Source organism: Mixta hanseatica (genome assembly GCF_023517775.1).
Taxonomy (GTDB): domain Bacteria; phylum Pseudomonadota; class Gammaproteobacteria; order Enterobacterales; family Enterobacteriaceae; genus Mixta; species Mixta hanseatica.
Map to the genome: position 1 here is coordinate 1682774 of NZ_CP082904.1, position 12636 is coordinate 1695409.

The following is a 12636-nucleotide window of genomic DNA, read 5'->3' on the forward strand; positions in this document are numbered from 1 at the left end:
AATATTCTCCTGTGTTGATTGAGACTATCCGTTAAGTTTTACCGCCAGTTGGGCGACATGTTTACCCTGGAAGCGAGCGATATTCAGTTCTTCTGCCGTGGGCTGCCGCGATCCATCGCCGCCGGCATAGGTCGAGGCGCCATAAGGCGTGCCGCCGCGTACCTGGCTGATATCAAACATCTCTTTAGTGCCGTAGCCGATAGGCACCAGCACCATGCCGTGATGGGCCAGCGTAGTCCAGGTTGAGGTAATGGTCTGTTCCTGCCCGCCGCCGGTGCCGGTCGAGGTAAATACGCTGGCCAGCTTGCCGTACAGCGCGCCGGAGGCCCACAGGCCACCGGTACGATCAAGGAAAGTACGCATCTGACCAGACATATTGCCAAAACGGGTAGGGGTGCCGAACAAAATGGCGTCGTACTGCGGCAGTTCGTCTGGTGTGGCTTCCGGCGCTTCCTGTTGGGTTTTACCGCCAACCTGAGCAAAGCGCTCGGCATCCATGGTTTCCGGCACTCGCTTAACCGTCAACTCGGCGCCGCTAACGCCGCTTGCGCCTTCAGCGACCGCTTTTGCCATGGTTTCGACATGGCCATACATGGAGTAATACAGCACCAGAATTTTCGCCATTGTTCAGCTCCCTGTGGAAAGTTGTCGATCTAGCCGGCGCTCAGCCGGACGCAGTTACTTTTTCGGCGTAGCAGGCGTTTTATCACCTGATTCCGGCGCCTGTTTCGGATCGTCTTTACTCTGCTGGGATTGTTTCTGGGTCATAACGTTCTCCTGTAGCAATGAAAGATAACTTCAGTAACAGAGTATAGAAGAACTCAGCGAGCTTGCCTGGAACCCGTAATGACCATTGACCCGTTGCAGTGAGATCAGCACACTGGCAGCCTTTGTTGTAAGGAATAGAAAACTATGTCGGGCCGGTTCTCTCGCTACAAATGGGCGCTTACGCTGCAGGAAGGCATTCTGATCTTTATTACCATGATCTGGGGCGGCACCTTTATGGTGGTGCATCATGCCATGACCCTTAGCGGCCCCTTCTTTTTCGTTGGCGTGCGCTTCGCCACCGCAGCGCTTCTGTTGCTGCTGTTTTCCTGGCGTTCGTTGGGCGACTTTACGCGCCGTGAACTGCTTTCAGGCCTGTGGATAGGGATCGCCATCGCCTGCGGCTACGGCTTACAAACCTGGGGCATGCAAACTATCTCCGGCAGCCAGTCGGCCTTTATTACCGCGCTCTATGTGCCGCTGGTGCCGCTATTGCAGTGGGCATTTCTGGGCAAAATGCCCGGCGTGATGTCATGGTGCGGCGTGGTGCTGGCTTTTTGCGGGCTGATGCTGGTGGCCGGCCCGGAGAGCGGCGGTCTGGCGCTTAGCCGGGGCGAGGTCGCCACCTTGCTCAGTACGCTGGCGATTGCGGCGGAAATCATTCTCATCAGCGCCAGTGCGGGGAAGGTCGATATTCGCCGCGTGACCATTGTGCAACTGGGCGTGGCATCGCTGTGCTCTTTTCTACTGATGCAGCCCAACGGTGAAAGCGTGCCCGCCATGTCGCCCTGGCTTTGGGGCAGTGCCCTGGGGCTGGGGCTGGCCAGCGCGCTGATTCAGGTGACGATGAACTGGGCGCAGCGCAGCGTTTCCCCTACGCGCGCGACGGTTATCTATGCCGGCGAGCCGGTGTGGGCAGGCGTGTTTGGGCGTATTGCCGGCGAACGGCTGCCTGGCGCGGCGCTGTTAGGCGGCGCGTTGATTGTTCTGGGCGTATTAGTCAGTGAGTTTAAGCTGAAAAGGCGGGCAAAAACCCAACCCGCCCTGGAAGAGTAAAGGCTAACGGTTCTGCCGCACGATGCCAGTCTCGCTTAGCGGCGTAATGCGGCGATAGCGCAGGATAGCGTGCAGAATAATTGCCCCGAAGGTCGCGGTGCCGATGCCGCCAAGGGTGAAGGCGCCGATTTTCAGCGAGAAGTCGCCCGCGCCCAGCACCAGCGTCACCGCAACCATAATCAGATTGCCGTTCTTGTTTAGATCCACCTGATTCTGCAGCCAGATGCGCGCGCCCGCGACGGCGATCAGACCAAAGACCACAATTGAGGCGCCGCCGATAACCGGTGCGGGAATGGTATGGATCAGGGCGCCAAACTTAGGTGAAAAGCCAAGCAGCAAGGCGATCAGTGCGGCGGCAACAAACGCCAGCGTAGAGTAAACGCGCGTGACGGCCATCACGCCGATATTTTCCGCATAGGTAGTGACGCCGCTACCGCCAACGCTGCCGGAAAGCAGAGTCGCCAGTCCGTCGCCGACAAAAGCTCGGCCAATATAAGGGTCAAGATTGCGTCCGGTCATGCCGGCGACCGCTTTAATATGTCCAAGATTTTCCGCCACCAGGATCACCGCCACCGGCGCGATCATGGTAATGGCGGAGAATGAAAATACCGGCGCGGTGAGCGGCGGGAAACCCAGCCACGGCGCGCTGGCGAGCGCGCTGAAATCGACCGGCTTGCCGAGGGCGAATCCATTGGTTAATAAGGCGTACAGCGCCCAGGCGGCGATAAGCCCAACCAGAATCAGCAGGCGCTGCACCATCCCCCGGGTAAACACCGCGACCGTCCCGATACAGAGGATGGTCAGCACCGCCATCCAGCTGTCAAAAACCGAAGCGGAGACGCTGCGTACCGCGATGGGCGCCAGGTTCAGCCCAATCGCCATCACCACCGCGCCGGTCACTACCGGCGGCATCAGTCGCTCTATCCAGTCTGTGCCCGCCTTGATTACCACTGCGCCGATCAAGGTATACAGCAGGCCGCAGGCAATGATACCGCCCAGCGCGATGCCCAGATGCGGATTAAGCCCTTGTCCGTTAAAGCCGGTGACGGCGATCACCACGCCAACGAAAGCGGCGCTGGAGCCGAGATAACTGGGCACGCGCCCGCCGGTCACCAGAAAGAACAGCAGGGTGCCGATGCCGGACATCATGATCGAGAGATTGGGATCCAGCCCCATCAGCAGCGGCATAAGTACGGTCGCACCGAACATCGCCACCGCATGCTGTAGGCCAAGGATTACCGTCTGCCCCAGCGGCAGTGTCTCATCCGGGGCGATAATGCCATCTTCGTCTGTCGCCGTTTTTTTATGCCATTGAGGAAACCAGGAATGCGCCATTATTTTCTCCTGCAAGGGAAAAGGGATGAGCCGCCGCAGCGGGGTTAGCAGGCTTCCTGCCGCAACAAAGGGTGATAGCCGCGATCGAAATAGATCAGGCCGGATCCCTGCTGATTACAAACCAGCGCCTGCGCCTCACAAAACAGGATATCGTGCGTACCCACGCTGACCGTCTGACTGATGCGACAGTCAAAAGAGACCGCCGCGCCATTCAGGATCGGCGCGCCAGTGGCCAGCGTGGCCCAGTCGGCAGCGATAAAACGTTCCGCCATCGGCGTTTTGCCGCCGAACAGGTTTGACAGCGCCTCATGCTCCGCCGCCAGGGTATTTACGCACAGCACCTGATTCTGCATAAAGGCGGGCCATACCGAGGCCGAGCGGTTCAGACAAACCAGCAGCGTCGGCGGCGAGTCGGTGACGCTGCAGACGGCCGAGGCGGTAAAACCGGCGCGGCCGCCGGGGCCGTCCGTGGTGATGATATTTACGGCGGCGCCGAGGCGGGCCATGGCGTTACGAAAGTCCTGTTTCTCTACGCGTGAGAAGGCGGAGGATAAAGCGGTATGAGACATAATCATTCCTCATGTGTCGGGCGGCTCAGACACGCAGCGTGTCCGGTAGCATCTCTGTCAGGGGAGCAGCAACGTCAGGCGTCGCGTCAAGCCATGCCAGCAGCAGCTGGTTAAAAGTCTGGCTGTCGGTGACGCTCATGGCATGCCCGCCCCAGTTCATTACCTGAAGCGTGGCGTGGGGCAGCGCCTCACACAATTGCTGCGAGCAGGTCCAGGGCACCAATAGATCGTCGCGGCTGCAGAGCGCCAGCACCGGCTGGGTGATAGCGGCAGCCGTGGCGCGAAAGTCAGCGTTCATCAATGCCTGCAGACGCCGCAGCAGGTTTTCCATTCCCTGAAAATGGGCGCACTGTAGCGCTTCCTCTGCCTCAACGCGTGCTTGCTGGGCGCTAAGCCAGTCGGCAGGATAAAGAAACAGCGGCTGCGCGCGTACCCAGGCCTCCACGCCGACGTTAAGCAACAAATCCTGACGGACGCGAAAGCAACGACGCGTATGCGCATCAAGCGTCAGCCAGCCGTTTACCACCACCAGACGATTGACATGCGCTGAGTAGTCTAACGCCAGCTGCAGTCCAATCAGGCCGCCAAGCGCATGGCCTATTACATCAAAGCGCTCAATGCCTGCCCGTTGTAAACTTGCTGCCAGCTCGGCGGCCATCTCGCGCAGGCTGTAGCCTTCAGGCAGCGGGTCGGCATTACGACCGGTGCCGCGCTGATCATAACTCACTACCCGATAGCGTTCCCGCAGCGCGTTTAACTGCGGCAGCCAAAAGCTGCCCAGGCCGCCTAAGCCCGCCGCAAGTACCAGCACCGGCGCGTTATCGTTGTCGCAACCCGTAATATCCAGATGCATTTGTGCCTCACTTAGCGATATGCGCAGTAGTGGCGATTTCTACCAACGCTTCTGGCTTCACCAGCCCGCACTGAATACAGAAGCGAGCCGGTTTATCGCCCGGAAAATATTCAGCGTATGCCTGGTTTATGGCGGCGTAGTGGGCCCAGTCGGTCAGGAAAATCGCATTGAAGGTCACATCCTCAAGGGTGCCGCCCGCTGTTTCGATCACCCCTTTAATGGTTTCCAGCACGTGACGCGTCTGCGCGGCGGGATCGCCGACGTGAACCACATTGTTCTGCCGATCGAAGGGCAGCGTACCAGAGACATAGACCACGCCGTCCGCCAGCGTACCGGGAACGAAAGGGGCGATAGGGGTGCCGCTGCCGGGCGGAATAATCACTTGTTTAGGCATCGGGATAGCTCCTGTTTATCAGCGGTTCAGGCCTGGCGCTTCAACGGTTGTTCCGCCAGCGTGGCGCAAAAGGTAGTGACATCGGAAACCCAGCCAAAAAAGGTTTCGATATTAAAAATGGCTGCCTGCTGGGCAAAGGGCGGGCCCGCCTGCAGGGTGGCGTCCTCCAGCACGATGCCGAAATATTCCAGGAAAAAGCCGTCGCGCAACGTCGATTCTACGCACACGTTAGTGGCGATGCCGGTAAAGACCAGATGGCGGATGCCGCGACTGCGCAGCATGCCGTCAAGCGGCGTATGGTAAAAGCCGCTATAACGCGGCTTGGGCAGGACGATGTCGTCCGGCTGCGGCTGCAGACCCTCTACCAGCGCATAATCCCAGCCGCCTTTAGCCAGCAGTTTGCCCTGTAGCTGCGGCTGTTTGCGCATGGTTTTTAACGCGTTGGATTTGTGATAATTCGGCGAGCCGGCGTCCCCGGCCTCCACGTAGCGATCGTCCCAGCCGTTCTGAAACCAGATAATCTGTATGCCGGCGGCGCGCGCGGCCTGCACAGCAATGGCGATATTCTCAATCACCGGCCGAGTGGCGGAAACGTCAAAGCCCGCCAAATCCAGATAGCCGCCGGGGCTGGCGTAGGCATTCTGCATATCTACTACAATCAATGCCGTTTGCGCCGGCGGGAAAACAATAGGTTCCGGACGGGCGGGCAGCGTTACGGTCGCCTGCTGGCTGGCGCTGGTGCAAGTAACTGCGTTCATCATGCTACCTCCTGCGCGGCGGCGATAACGTGTGTACGGCAGGCTAACAGCGGCTGAATGCGCTCGCCAAAGGCTTCAATGCCCTGTAAAAAATCATCAAAGGTCAATAGCACGCCCTGAGTTCCCTCCACGGCGGCCACCTCGTCCAGCATATGCGCCACGCTGGCGTAGGAGCCGACCAGCGTACCCATATTGATATTCACCGCAGAGGTAGGGTCGGCCATTTGGCGTACGTTGGTATCGCTGCCGGAGCGTTTATCCTGCTGACTCTGGGTGGTCAGCCAGGCCAGCGCCTCCTCATCCGCGCCCGCCTTATAATGTTCCCACTTCGCACGCGCCGCCTCGTCCGTTTCATCAGCGATAATCATAAACAGCACAAACGAACCGACGTCACGTCCGGCGGCATCGGCCGCGGCTTTCATGCGCGCCGCCGTCGGCGCAAAAGCAGCCGGGGTATTCACGCCTTTACCAAAGCAAAAGTTGTAGTCGGCATGCTGCGCGGAAAAGGCCATCCCGGCGTCGCTTTGCCCGGCGCAAATCACTTTCATCGCTTTCTGCGGCCGTGGGCTAAGACGGCAATCGTTCATGGTAAAAAATTCGCCTTTCAGGTCGGATTTGCCGCTGCCCCATAGATCACGCAGCACCGTAACGTATTCGGTCAGATAGTCGTAGCGACGCGAGAAATAGTCGTCGCCCGGCCACAGGCCCATCTGTTCATACTCCGGCTTCTGCCAGCCGGTTACCAGGTTAACGCCAAAGCGCCCCTCGGCTACCGAGTCGATCGTTGCGGCCATGCGCGCCACAATCGCCGGCGGCAGGGTAAGAGTGGCGGCGGTGGCATAAATTTCGATGCGGGTGGTGACCGCTGCCAGTGCCGCCATTAGCGTAAAAGACTCCAGATTGTGATCCCAGAACTCGGTTTTACCGCCAAAGCCGCGCAGCTTGATCATCGATAACGCAAAATCGAAATGATACTGCTCCGCTTTCTGTACGATCGCCTTGTTCAGCGCAAAGGTCGGCATGTACTGCGGCGCGTTGCTGGAGATCAGCCAGCCGTTATTACCAACCGGGATAAAAACGCCAATTTTCATATGAAGCCCTCATGGAAGTGGATTGCCATTATGCGCAGCGGGGCTTCCTGCCTGTCCTGTTCCGGCGGCGCGCAAAACAGATAAAGCAATTGGTGTGCCATGATTAATAATATATTGATTTTATTGATATTATTTTTGGGGTGAGGTACAGGATAATAATGTAATGCGCTAAAACAGACCATTTGGTCAAAATACGCTGCACGAAAATCAGGCAGGGCATGCCCAGCCATCAGCTGGCTGACCGATTGCTAAATATTTCTTAACTTAACCGACCAGCTGCTAAGATGCAGCGCGAGCATCGTTCAGGAAAAGGATCAGGGTGAAAGTGGTAAATAAGGCACCAACACGCCGTTCACAGGCGGCAGCGGCAAAGCGTTCAGCAATTCTTGACGCGGCGCTGGAATATTTCTCGCAGTTTGGTATGCACGGCACCAGCCTCGATAAAGTGGCTGAACGCGCCGGTATATCGAAAACCAATCTGCTTTATTACTTCCCCTCTAAAGAAGCGCTCTATATCGCAGTACTGAAAGATATTCTTGATGTTTGGCTGGCGCCGCTGCGGGCGCTGCGCGAGGATCAGGAGCCGCTGGCGGCGATTCGGCATTATATTCAGCTTAAGCTGGAAGTCTCGCGCGACCATCCCCAGGCTTCGCGCCTGTTCTGTCTGGAAATGTTGCAGGGCGCGCCGTTGTTGAAAGCCGAGCTGGAAGGCGACCTGAAAGCGCTGATTGATGATAAATCACGGGTGATTGAAAACTGGGTGGCGCAAAAACGGCTGGCGCCGGTAGAGCCGCAGCATCTGGTGTTTATGCTGTGGGCGACCACGCAGCACTATGCAGATTTCGCCGTACAGGTTGAGGCGATTACCGGCCAGACGCTGAATGATGAAGCATTTTTTAACCAGGCGGTGGCTAACGTACAGCATATGGTGACGGAAGGTATCCGCGTGCGCTAAAAAGCGATTAAAAAACTTTACCTCCAGCGAAGCGGAATTGCGCCAGGCTTATAGCGTGATCTGGTAACGCAGGAGAAAGCATGGATTCCGTTTCCCAACTGGTTTTGGGCGCCTCGGTAAGCATGGCGGCAATGGGGCGCAAAGCGCCGCTCTGGCAGTCGGCGCTGGTGGGCGCGTTTTGCGGCACCTTGCCCGATCTGGATGTTTTCCTCGATCATGGCGATGCGATTAGCAATATGACTCTGCATCGTACCGAAAGTCATGCACTGGTCTGGCTAACGCTGGTTTCACCGCTGCTGGCGTGGCTGATTGCCGGCGTGGTCAGACAGCGTTTTCAGTGGGTTCACTGGTGGCCTGCCGTCTGGCTGGCGTTAATCACCCATCCGCTACTTGACCTGATGACGGTCTACGGCACTCAGCTGGGCCTGCCTTTTACCGATTATCCCTGGGCTATCGGCAGCATTTATATCGTCGATCCGCTTTATACCCTGCCGCTGATTATTTGTCTGATCGTCGCCCTGTGGCGACGCCAGCCGCGCTGGAGCCGCATCGGTTTGCTGCTCAGCTCCACTTATTTGCTGTGGAGCATGGCGGCCCAGGGCATTGCGATCCATCAGGTGGCGCCGCAGGTAGCGCAGCAGCTGGGTGAAAAGCCTCGCTTACTGGTTACTCCCACCGCGTTCAATACCCTGGTATGGCGCGTAGTCGCCGTCACGCCTGAACGCTACTACGAAGGATACTGGTCGTTGCTGTCGCCGCGCCGTCCGCTGCAGCTTAGCGTACAGGATCGCGGCATGGCGCTTTATCAACAGCTGAAAGGGGATGCGTATACGGAGCGGGTCGCCTGGTTCAGCCATGGTTTTTTCGCTATGCAGCAGCGTGACGGTAAGCTGCTGATCGGCGATTTACGGATGGGCGAGGCGCCAAATTTCACCTTCACCTTTGATCTGGGGCGCCCCGATGCGCGAGACCCTCATCCCTCAAGGCTACCTTCAGCCAGGCCTTCTCTGGCACAAACCTGGCAGCAATTTCGTCAGCGCCTGTAATAAAAAAGGGGCGAACAAGGGTTCGCCCCTGAAGGGTATCAGCGTCAGGATACCCCGCACCGGATTGCGCTTTACCGCGCCGCGGCCTTACGGCTGCGCAACCACCAGCCAATGGCCAGCAGAATAAACCACAGCGGCGTAACCATCAGCGCCTGACGCGTATCTTCCTGCAGCGTCAGCAGCACGATGACAAACACGAAGAAAGCCATACATACCCAGCACATCAGCTTGCCCAGCGGCATTTTAAAATGCGACTGCTGGTGGCGCTGCGGATACTTTTTGCGATAGGCCAGATAAGAGCACAGGATAATGCTCCAGACAAACATAAACAGAATGGCCGAGACGGTAGTAACCATCGTAAATACCGTCATCACGTTCGGGATCAGGTAAATCAGCGCCACGCCAACCAGCAGACAGAGACAGGAGAAAAGCAGCCCTGCCGTAGGGACCGCGCGCGCAGAAAGACGACCAAAAGCGCGATGCGCTACGCCCTGTTCCGCCAGGCCATACAGCATCCGGCTGGTAGAAAAGATACCGCTGTTAGCCGAGGAGGCGGCAGAAGTTAATACTACAAAGTTGACAATGCTGGCCGCCGCCGGCAGGCCAATCAGCATAAACATTTCAACAAACGGGCTGCGATCGGCCACCACGTGGTTCCAGGGCGTCACCGCCATAATTACCATCAGCGCCAGCACATAAAACATGATAACGCGCAACGGAATGGCATTAATCGCGCGCGGCAGCACCTTATGCGGATCGTGCGTTTCCGCAGCGGCGGTACCCACCAGTTCAATACCGACAAACGCAAACACGGCGATCTGGAAACCAGCAAAAAAGCCGCTTAAACCTTTCGGGAACATCCCTCCTTCATTCCAGATATTCGACAGCGAGGCGGTGCCGCCGCCCGGTGAAGGATAATGAATCGCCACTAATACAATGCCGGTGACAATTAACGCCACGATAGCCACGATTTTGATGATGGCGAACCAGAACTCCAGCTCGCCAAACAGCTTAACCGTCACGATATTGAGCGCCAGAAAGGCTACAACGCAAAGCAGGGCGCTCATCCAGATGGAAAAATCGGGGAACCAGAGCTGGAAATAGGAGCTGATGGCGACAACGTCGGCAATGCCAGTGACCACCCAGCAGAACCAGTAGGTCCACCCGGTAAAATAGCCCGCCCACGGACCAAGCAGGTCGGCGGCGAAATCGCTAAACGATTTATACTCCAGATTGGAAAGTAATAGCTCGCCCATGGCACGCATCACAAAAAACAGCATAAAGCCGATGATCATATAGACAAAAATGATCGAGGGGCCTGCCAGGCTGATGGTTTTTCCGGAGCCCATAAACAGGCCGGTGCCGATAGCGCCGCCGATAGCAATCAGCTGAATATGGCGGTTATGAAGACTACGCCGGAGCTTATCCGGGCTCTCTGCTTTCTGCAGCGTTTCTTTGGTTTGATCTGTCATCAAATGGTTCCTGTCTGTGATGTTGTCCGGCTCTGCTGGCCGATATTTATCAGGCTTACCGGCAGGTAAGTTGGCATAAGATAGTGTAATTAACAGATTATCAGCTAATCATTTTTGCCAATCCTACAGGATTAAACTCATGATGTTGGCATCATTTATTTACAATTAGCGAGAAGGCGCAACTTTTATCCAGTGCTGATGTAAAAAACGGCAAAATGCTCAACTTTCCCAGTAAAGATCGGGTTACAGACTACACTTAATCGACAAGCGTAACGGTTTACCAGCGGAGGAAGCGGGTGAAAATCATAGCGATAATGCTGATGATTATTTTGGCTGGACTGGCGAGCGTGCCCTGGTTACAGCGCCATCTTCCATCGCACTGGAACCCCTTTACGCCGCTGGAGGTCAGCGATCCGCCAGGGCTGGTTACGCGCTATAAACTCCAGCGTATCCGCCACGATCCGGCTGCCTGTCTGGCCGTGCTGCAGCGGGCGCGCGAGGCGGGATTCATCAGTTTTACCCAACCTGCCGCCATACGCGGCACCTGCTCGCTGGAAAGCCCGATTCGTATTCAACGCTTTGCCCGGGTGACGCTCAGTAGTAGCTTTTTAGCCAGCTGCCCGCTGGCGGTAAGCAGCACCATGTTTGTCATTCAGGCCAATCAAATGGCCGTAGCAAGCCCGCTGGCGTCGCCGTTACGGCGCATCGATCATGTCGGAAGCTATGCCTGCCGCAATATCTATCATCGTGCCCAGGGGCGCTTAAGTGAACATGCAACGGCGGATGCCTGGGATGTCACAGCGTTTCGGCTGGCGAACGGTACACAGATTAGTGTGGAGCGCGACTGGCACAAAACGGGCGCAGAGGCGGCTTTGCTGCATCAATGGTTTAACAGTAGCTGCGCCTGGTTTGGCAATTCATTGGGTCCGGATTATAACGCGGCGCATGCCAGTCATTTTCATCTGGGGATGCGCGGTTACGCACTTTGCCGCTAATTTATAGCTGTTTTATAACGGGATTATGATGCCGGAGAGCTAATTTACGCCAGGTGTCGTTGGGTCTTATGCTATAACACAGCGCAAAACAGGTTAGCGCCATTTAATAGAAATGCAGATTTTTTTAAAAAGGTTAATAGCGATGAACGAAAAAAGCGGTCATGGAAAAATTGTTTTTTGCGGCAATATCGGCATTAACAATCAGCTTATGTTATAGGTCTTGCTATGATATTGTTTCGCAAGAATATTATTGCAGCATTTTTTTGCGGGCGCAAAAGGCGAAGCAGGAGAACGGCTTTTCCGCGCAGCCAGCTGAAATTGTCAGGGGATTGAATAATTTTAAGAAAAATCTTATTCTTTCTGTTTGTTCGCTCAATAATGAGTTGGTACAGGATTGATTAACATAACTTTACTAAATTATAAGGATTAACGCGGCGTTAGCCAGAACAATTATATTACATTTGCTTAACGGATCATAAAGACAGCATCAGGTCATCCAGGAACGCTTAAGCAATATAATTAAAAGACTTTTTTCGAGAGCATTTAATTTTTTGTTACATCGGTGGCAGTTTGACTTAAACCACGGCGCGAGCAGGCTTCGCGTACCGGTGAGGCTTTAATGACGTTCGATGATTACTTCGCCTGGCGCAAGGAGGTCGAGGCTCGCTTTTTTTTACTAAATAACACTGAAGAGTTAACGAATACATTACAGCAGCAAGTTGAGGCGCTGGGGCTGGAGCATTTTGCTTTACTTATCCGCCATCCTGTTCCCTTTACACGGCCTAAAACGTTTCTTTTTACTAACTATCCAAAGAGTTGGATAAAGCGATACGAAAAACAAAATTATTATGCTATCGATCCTATTCTTCGTGTTTGCCAGCTGCCAGGAAAATTTATACTGTGGCAAGATGCCGTTTTCGATCGGAATGAAATATTCTGGCAAGAGGCGAAAGAGCATGGGCTGATTTCGGGCGTTTCTTGTTCGCTGATGGCGCTTAATCGGGCGCTCGGTATATTATCGGCATCATCGAAAAAAACAGTGAATATGTTGACGTTCCTGCCGGAACAACAATTAAGACTACAGTATCTTTTGGAACTGTCATTGCAAACTTTACAGCGTTTAGACGATACCTCAATGCGCATTTTAGATATAACCTTAAGCCAGCGTGAACTGGAAATATTAAAATGGACGGCGGAAGGGAAAACGGCGGTAGAAATTTCACTGATTCTGGCTATCTCGCCCCATACGGTAAATTTCCATCAGAAGAATTTGCAAAGGCGGTTCAATGCACCGAATAAAACCCAGGTGGCCAGCTACGCAGCGGCAATGGGGTTATTGTGAGCGTT

14 protein-coding genes are annotated in these 12636 nt (G+C 55.4%); 6 read left to right on the forward strand and 8 right to left on the reverse strand.

Translation table 11 applies throughout. The annotated features are described in order from the left end of the window. Positions 1 to 24: 24 nt before the first annotated feature. Positions 25 to 624 carry an NAD(P)H:quinone oxidoreductase gene (gene wrbA / locus K6958_RS08095; RefSeq protein ID WP_249894164.1) on the reverse strand — a complete coding sequence of 200 codons (600 nt, stop codon included), beginning with the start codon at positions 622 to 624 and terminating at the stop codon, positions 25 to 27. Positions 625 to 912: 288 nt separating this feature from the next. On the opposite strand from wrbA, the gene K6958_RS08100 reads away from it, so the two are divergent. After that, a complete protein-coding gene (locus K6958_RS08100) occupies positions 913 to 1821 on the forward strand; it encodes a DMT family transporter (protein WP_249894166.1) in 909 nt (302 codons plus the stop codon). A gap of 3 nt (positions 1822 to 1824) precedes the next feature. Here K6958_RS08100 and rutG read toward each other — a convergent pair whose 3' ends face one another. From rutG to rutA, 6 genes are read right to left on the reverse strand one after another with little or no spacing between them, the layout of a single operon-like run. Next, a complete protein-coding gene (gene rutG, locus K6958_RS08105) occupies positions 1825 to 3156 on the reverse strand; it encodes a pyrimidine utilization transport protein G (RefSeq protein ID WP_249894167.1) in 1332 nt (443 codons plus the stop codon). 44 nt (positions 3157 to 3200) lie between these two features. Then, entirely contained in the window at positions 3201 to 3725 is a 525-nt protein-coding gene (gene rutF, locus K6958_RS08110) for an NADH-dependent FMN reductase RutF (protein ID WP_434085197.1), read from the reverse strand. 25 nt (positions 3726 to 3750) lie between these two features. Beyond that, positions 3751 to 4578, reverse strand: a complete 828-nt coding sequence (gene rutD / locus K6958_RS08115) for a pyrimidine utilization protein D (protein ID WP_249894170.1) — start codon at positions 4576 to 4578, stop codon at positions 3751 to 3753. A gap of 7 nt (positions 4579 to 4585) precedes the next feature. Next, the gene (gene rutC / locus K6958_RS08120) at positions 4586 to 4972 is read right to left on the reverse strand and encodes a pyrimidine utilization protein C (protein WP_249894172.1); all 387 of its coding nucleotides are present in this window, start codon (positions 4970 to 4972) and stop codon (positions 4586 to 4588) included. A gap of 26 nt (positions 4973 to 4998) precedes the next feature. Beyond that, the gene (gene rutB, locus K6958_RS08125; RefSeq protein ID WP_249894628.1) at positions 4999 to 5730 is read right to left on the reverse strand and encodes a pyrimidine utilization protein B; all 732 of its coding nucleotides are present in this window, start codon (positions 5728 to 5730) and stop codon (positions 4999 to 5001) included. Next, entirely contained in the window at positions 5730 to 6821 is a 1092-nt protein-coding gene (gene rutA / locus K6958_RS08130; RefSeq protein WP_249894176.1) for a pyrimidine utilization protein A, read from the reverse strand. The genes rutB and rutA overlap by 1 nt, the downstream gene beginning before the upstream one ends. A 319-nt stretch (positions 6822 to 7140) precedes the next feature. Here rutA and rutR point away from each other — a divergent pair, with 319 nt between their 5' ends. Together rutR and K6958_RS08140 are read left to right on the forward strand one after the other, a co-directional pair. Further along, positions 7141 to 7776: an HTH-type transcriptional regulator RutR gene (gene rutR / locus K6958_RS08135; protein ID WP_249894177.1), complete on the forward strand. Its 636-nt coding sequence runs from the start codon at positions 7141 to 7143 to the stop codon at positions 7774 to 7776. An 80-nt stretch (positions 7777 to 7856) separates the two neighbouring features. Next, entirely contained in the window at positions 7857 to 8822 is a 966-nt protein-coding gene (locus K6958_RS08140; RefSeq protein WP_249894178.1) for a metal-dependent hydrolase, read from the forward strand. A 71-nt stretch (positions 8823 to 8893) separates the two neighbouring features. Here K6958_RS08140 and cycA read toward each other — a convergent pair whose 3' ends face one another. After that, a complete protein-coding gene (gene cycA, locus K6958_RS08145) occupies positions 8894 to 10294 on the reverse strand; it encodes a D-serine/D-alanine/glycine transporter (RefSeq protein WP_249894179.1) in 1401 nt (466 codons plus the stop codon). A gap of 296 nt (positions 10295 to 10590) precedes the next feature. Between cycA and K6958_RS08150 the strand changes: the two genes are divergently transcribed. From K6958_RS08150 to K6958_RS08160, 3 genes are all read left to right on the forward strand, one after another. After that, positions 10591 to 11289, forward strand: coding sequence for an extensin-like domain-containing protein (locus K6958_RS08150; protein WP_249894180.1), 699 nt, complete (start codon positions 10591 to 10593; stop codon positions 11287 to 11289). Between the two features lie 161 nt (positions 11290 to 11450). After that, complete coding sequence (locus K6958_RS08155) at positions 11451 to 11687, forward strand: hypothetical protein (protein WP_249894181.1); 237 nt, start codon at positions 11451 to 11453, stop codon at positions 11685 to 11687. 221 nt (positions 11688 to 11908) lie between these two features. Beyond that, positions 11909 to 12631, forward strand: coding sequence for an autoinducer binding domain-containing protein (locus K6958_RS08160; protein ID WP_249894182.1), 723 nt, complete (start codon positions 11909 to 11911; stop codon positions 12629 to 12631). The last annotated feature ends 5 nt before the right edge of the window (positions 12632 to 12636 follow it).

Bases quoted from the DNA above. Each gene is read 5' to 3' on its own strand.
- wrbA (WP_249894164.1), bottom strand. From the start codon at position 624: ATGGCGAAAATTCTGGTGCTGTATTACTCCATGTATGGCCATGTCGAA.
- K6958_RS08100 (WP_249894166.1), top strand. From the start codon at position 913: ATGTCGGGCCGGTTCTCTCGCTACAAATGGGCGCTTACGCTGCAGGAA.
- rutG (WP_249894167.1), bottom strand. From the start codon at position 3,156: ATGGCGCATTCCTGGTTTCCTCAATGGCATAAAAAAACGGCGACAGAC.
- rutF (WP_434085197.1), bottom strand. From the start codon at position 3,725: ATGTCTCATACCGCTTTATCCTCCGCCTTCTCACGCGTAGAGAAACAG.
- rutD (WP_249894170.1), bottom strand. From the start codon at position 4,578: ATGCATCTGGATATTACGGGTTGCGACAACGATAACGCGCCGGTGCTG.
- rutC (WP_249894172.1), bottom strand. From the start codon at position 4,972: ATGCCTAAACAAGTGATTATTCCGCCCGGCAGCGGCACCCCTATCGCC.
- rutB (WP_249894628.1), bottom strand. From the start codon at position 5,730: ATGAACGCAGTTACTTGCACCAGCGCCAGCCAGCAGGCGACCGTAACG.
- rutA (WP_249894176.1), bottom strand. From the start codon at position 6,821: ATGAAAATTGGCGTTTTTATCCCGGTTGGTAATAACGGCTGGCTGATC.
- K6958_RS08140 (WP_249894178.1), top strand. From the start codon at position 7,857: ATGGATTCCGTTTCCCAACTGGTTTTGGGCGCCTCGGTAAGCATGGCG.
- cycA (WP_249894179.1), bottom strand. From the start codon at position 10,294: ATGACAGATCAAACCAAAGAAACGCTGCAGAAAGCAGAGAGCCCGGAT.
- K6958_RS08155 (WP_249894181.1), top strand. From the start codon at position 11,451: ATGGAAAAATTGTTTTTTGCGGCAATATCGGCATTAACAATCAGCTTA.
- K6958_RS08160 (WP_249894182.1), top strand. From the start codon at position 11,909: ATGACGTTCGATGATTACTTCGCCTGGCGCAAGGAGGTCGAGGCTCGC.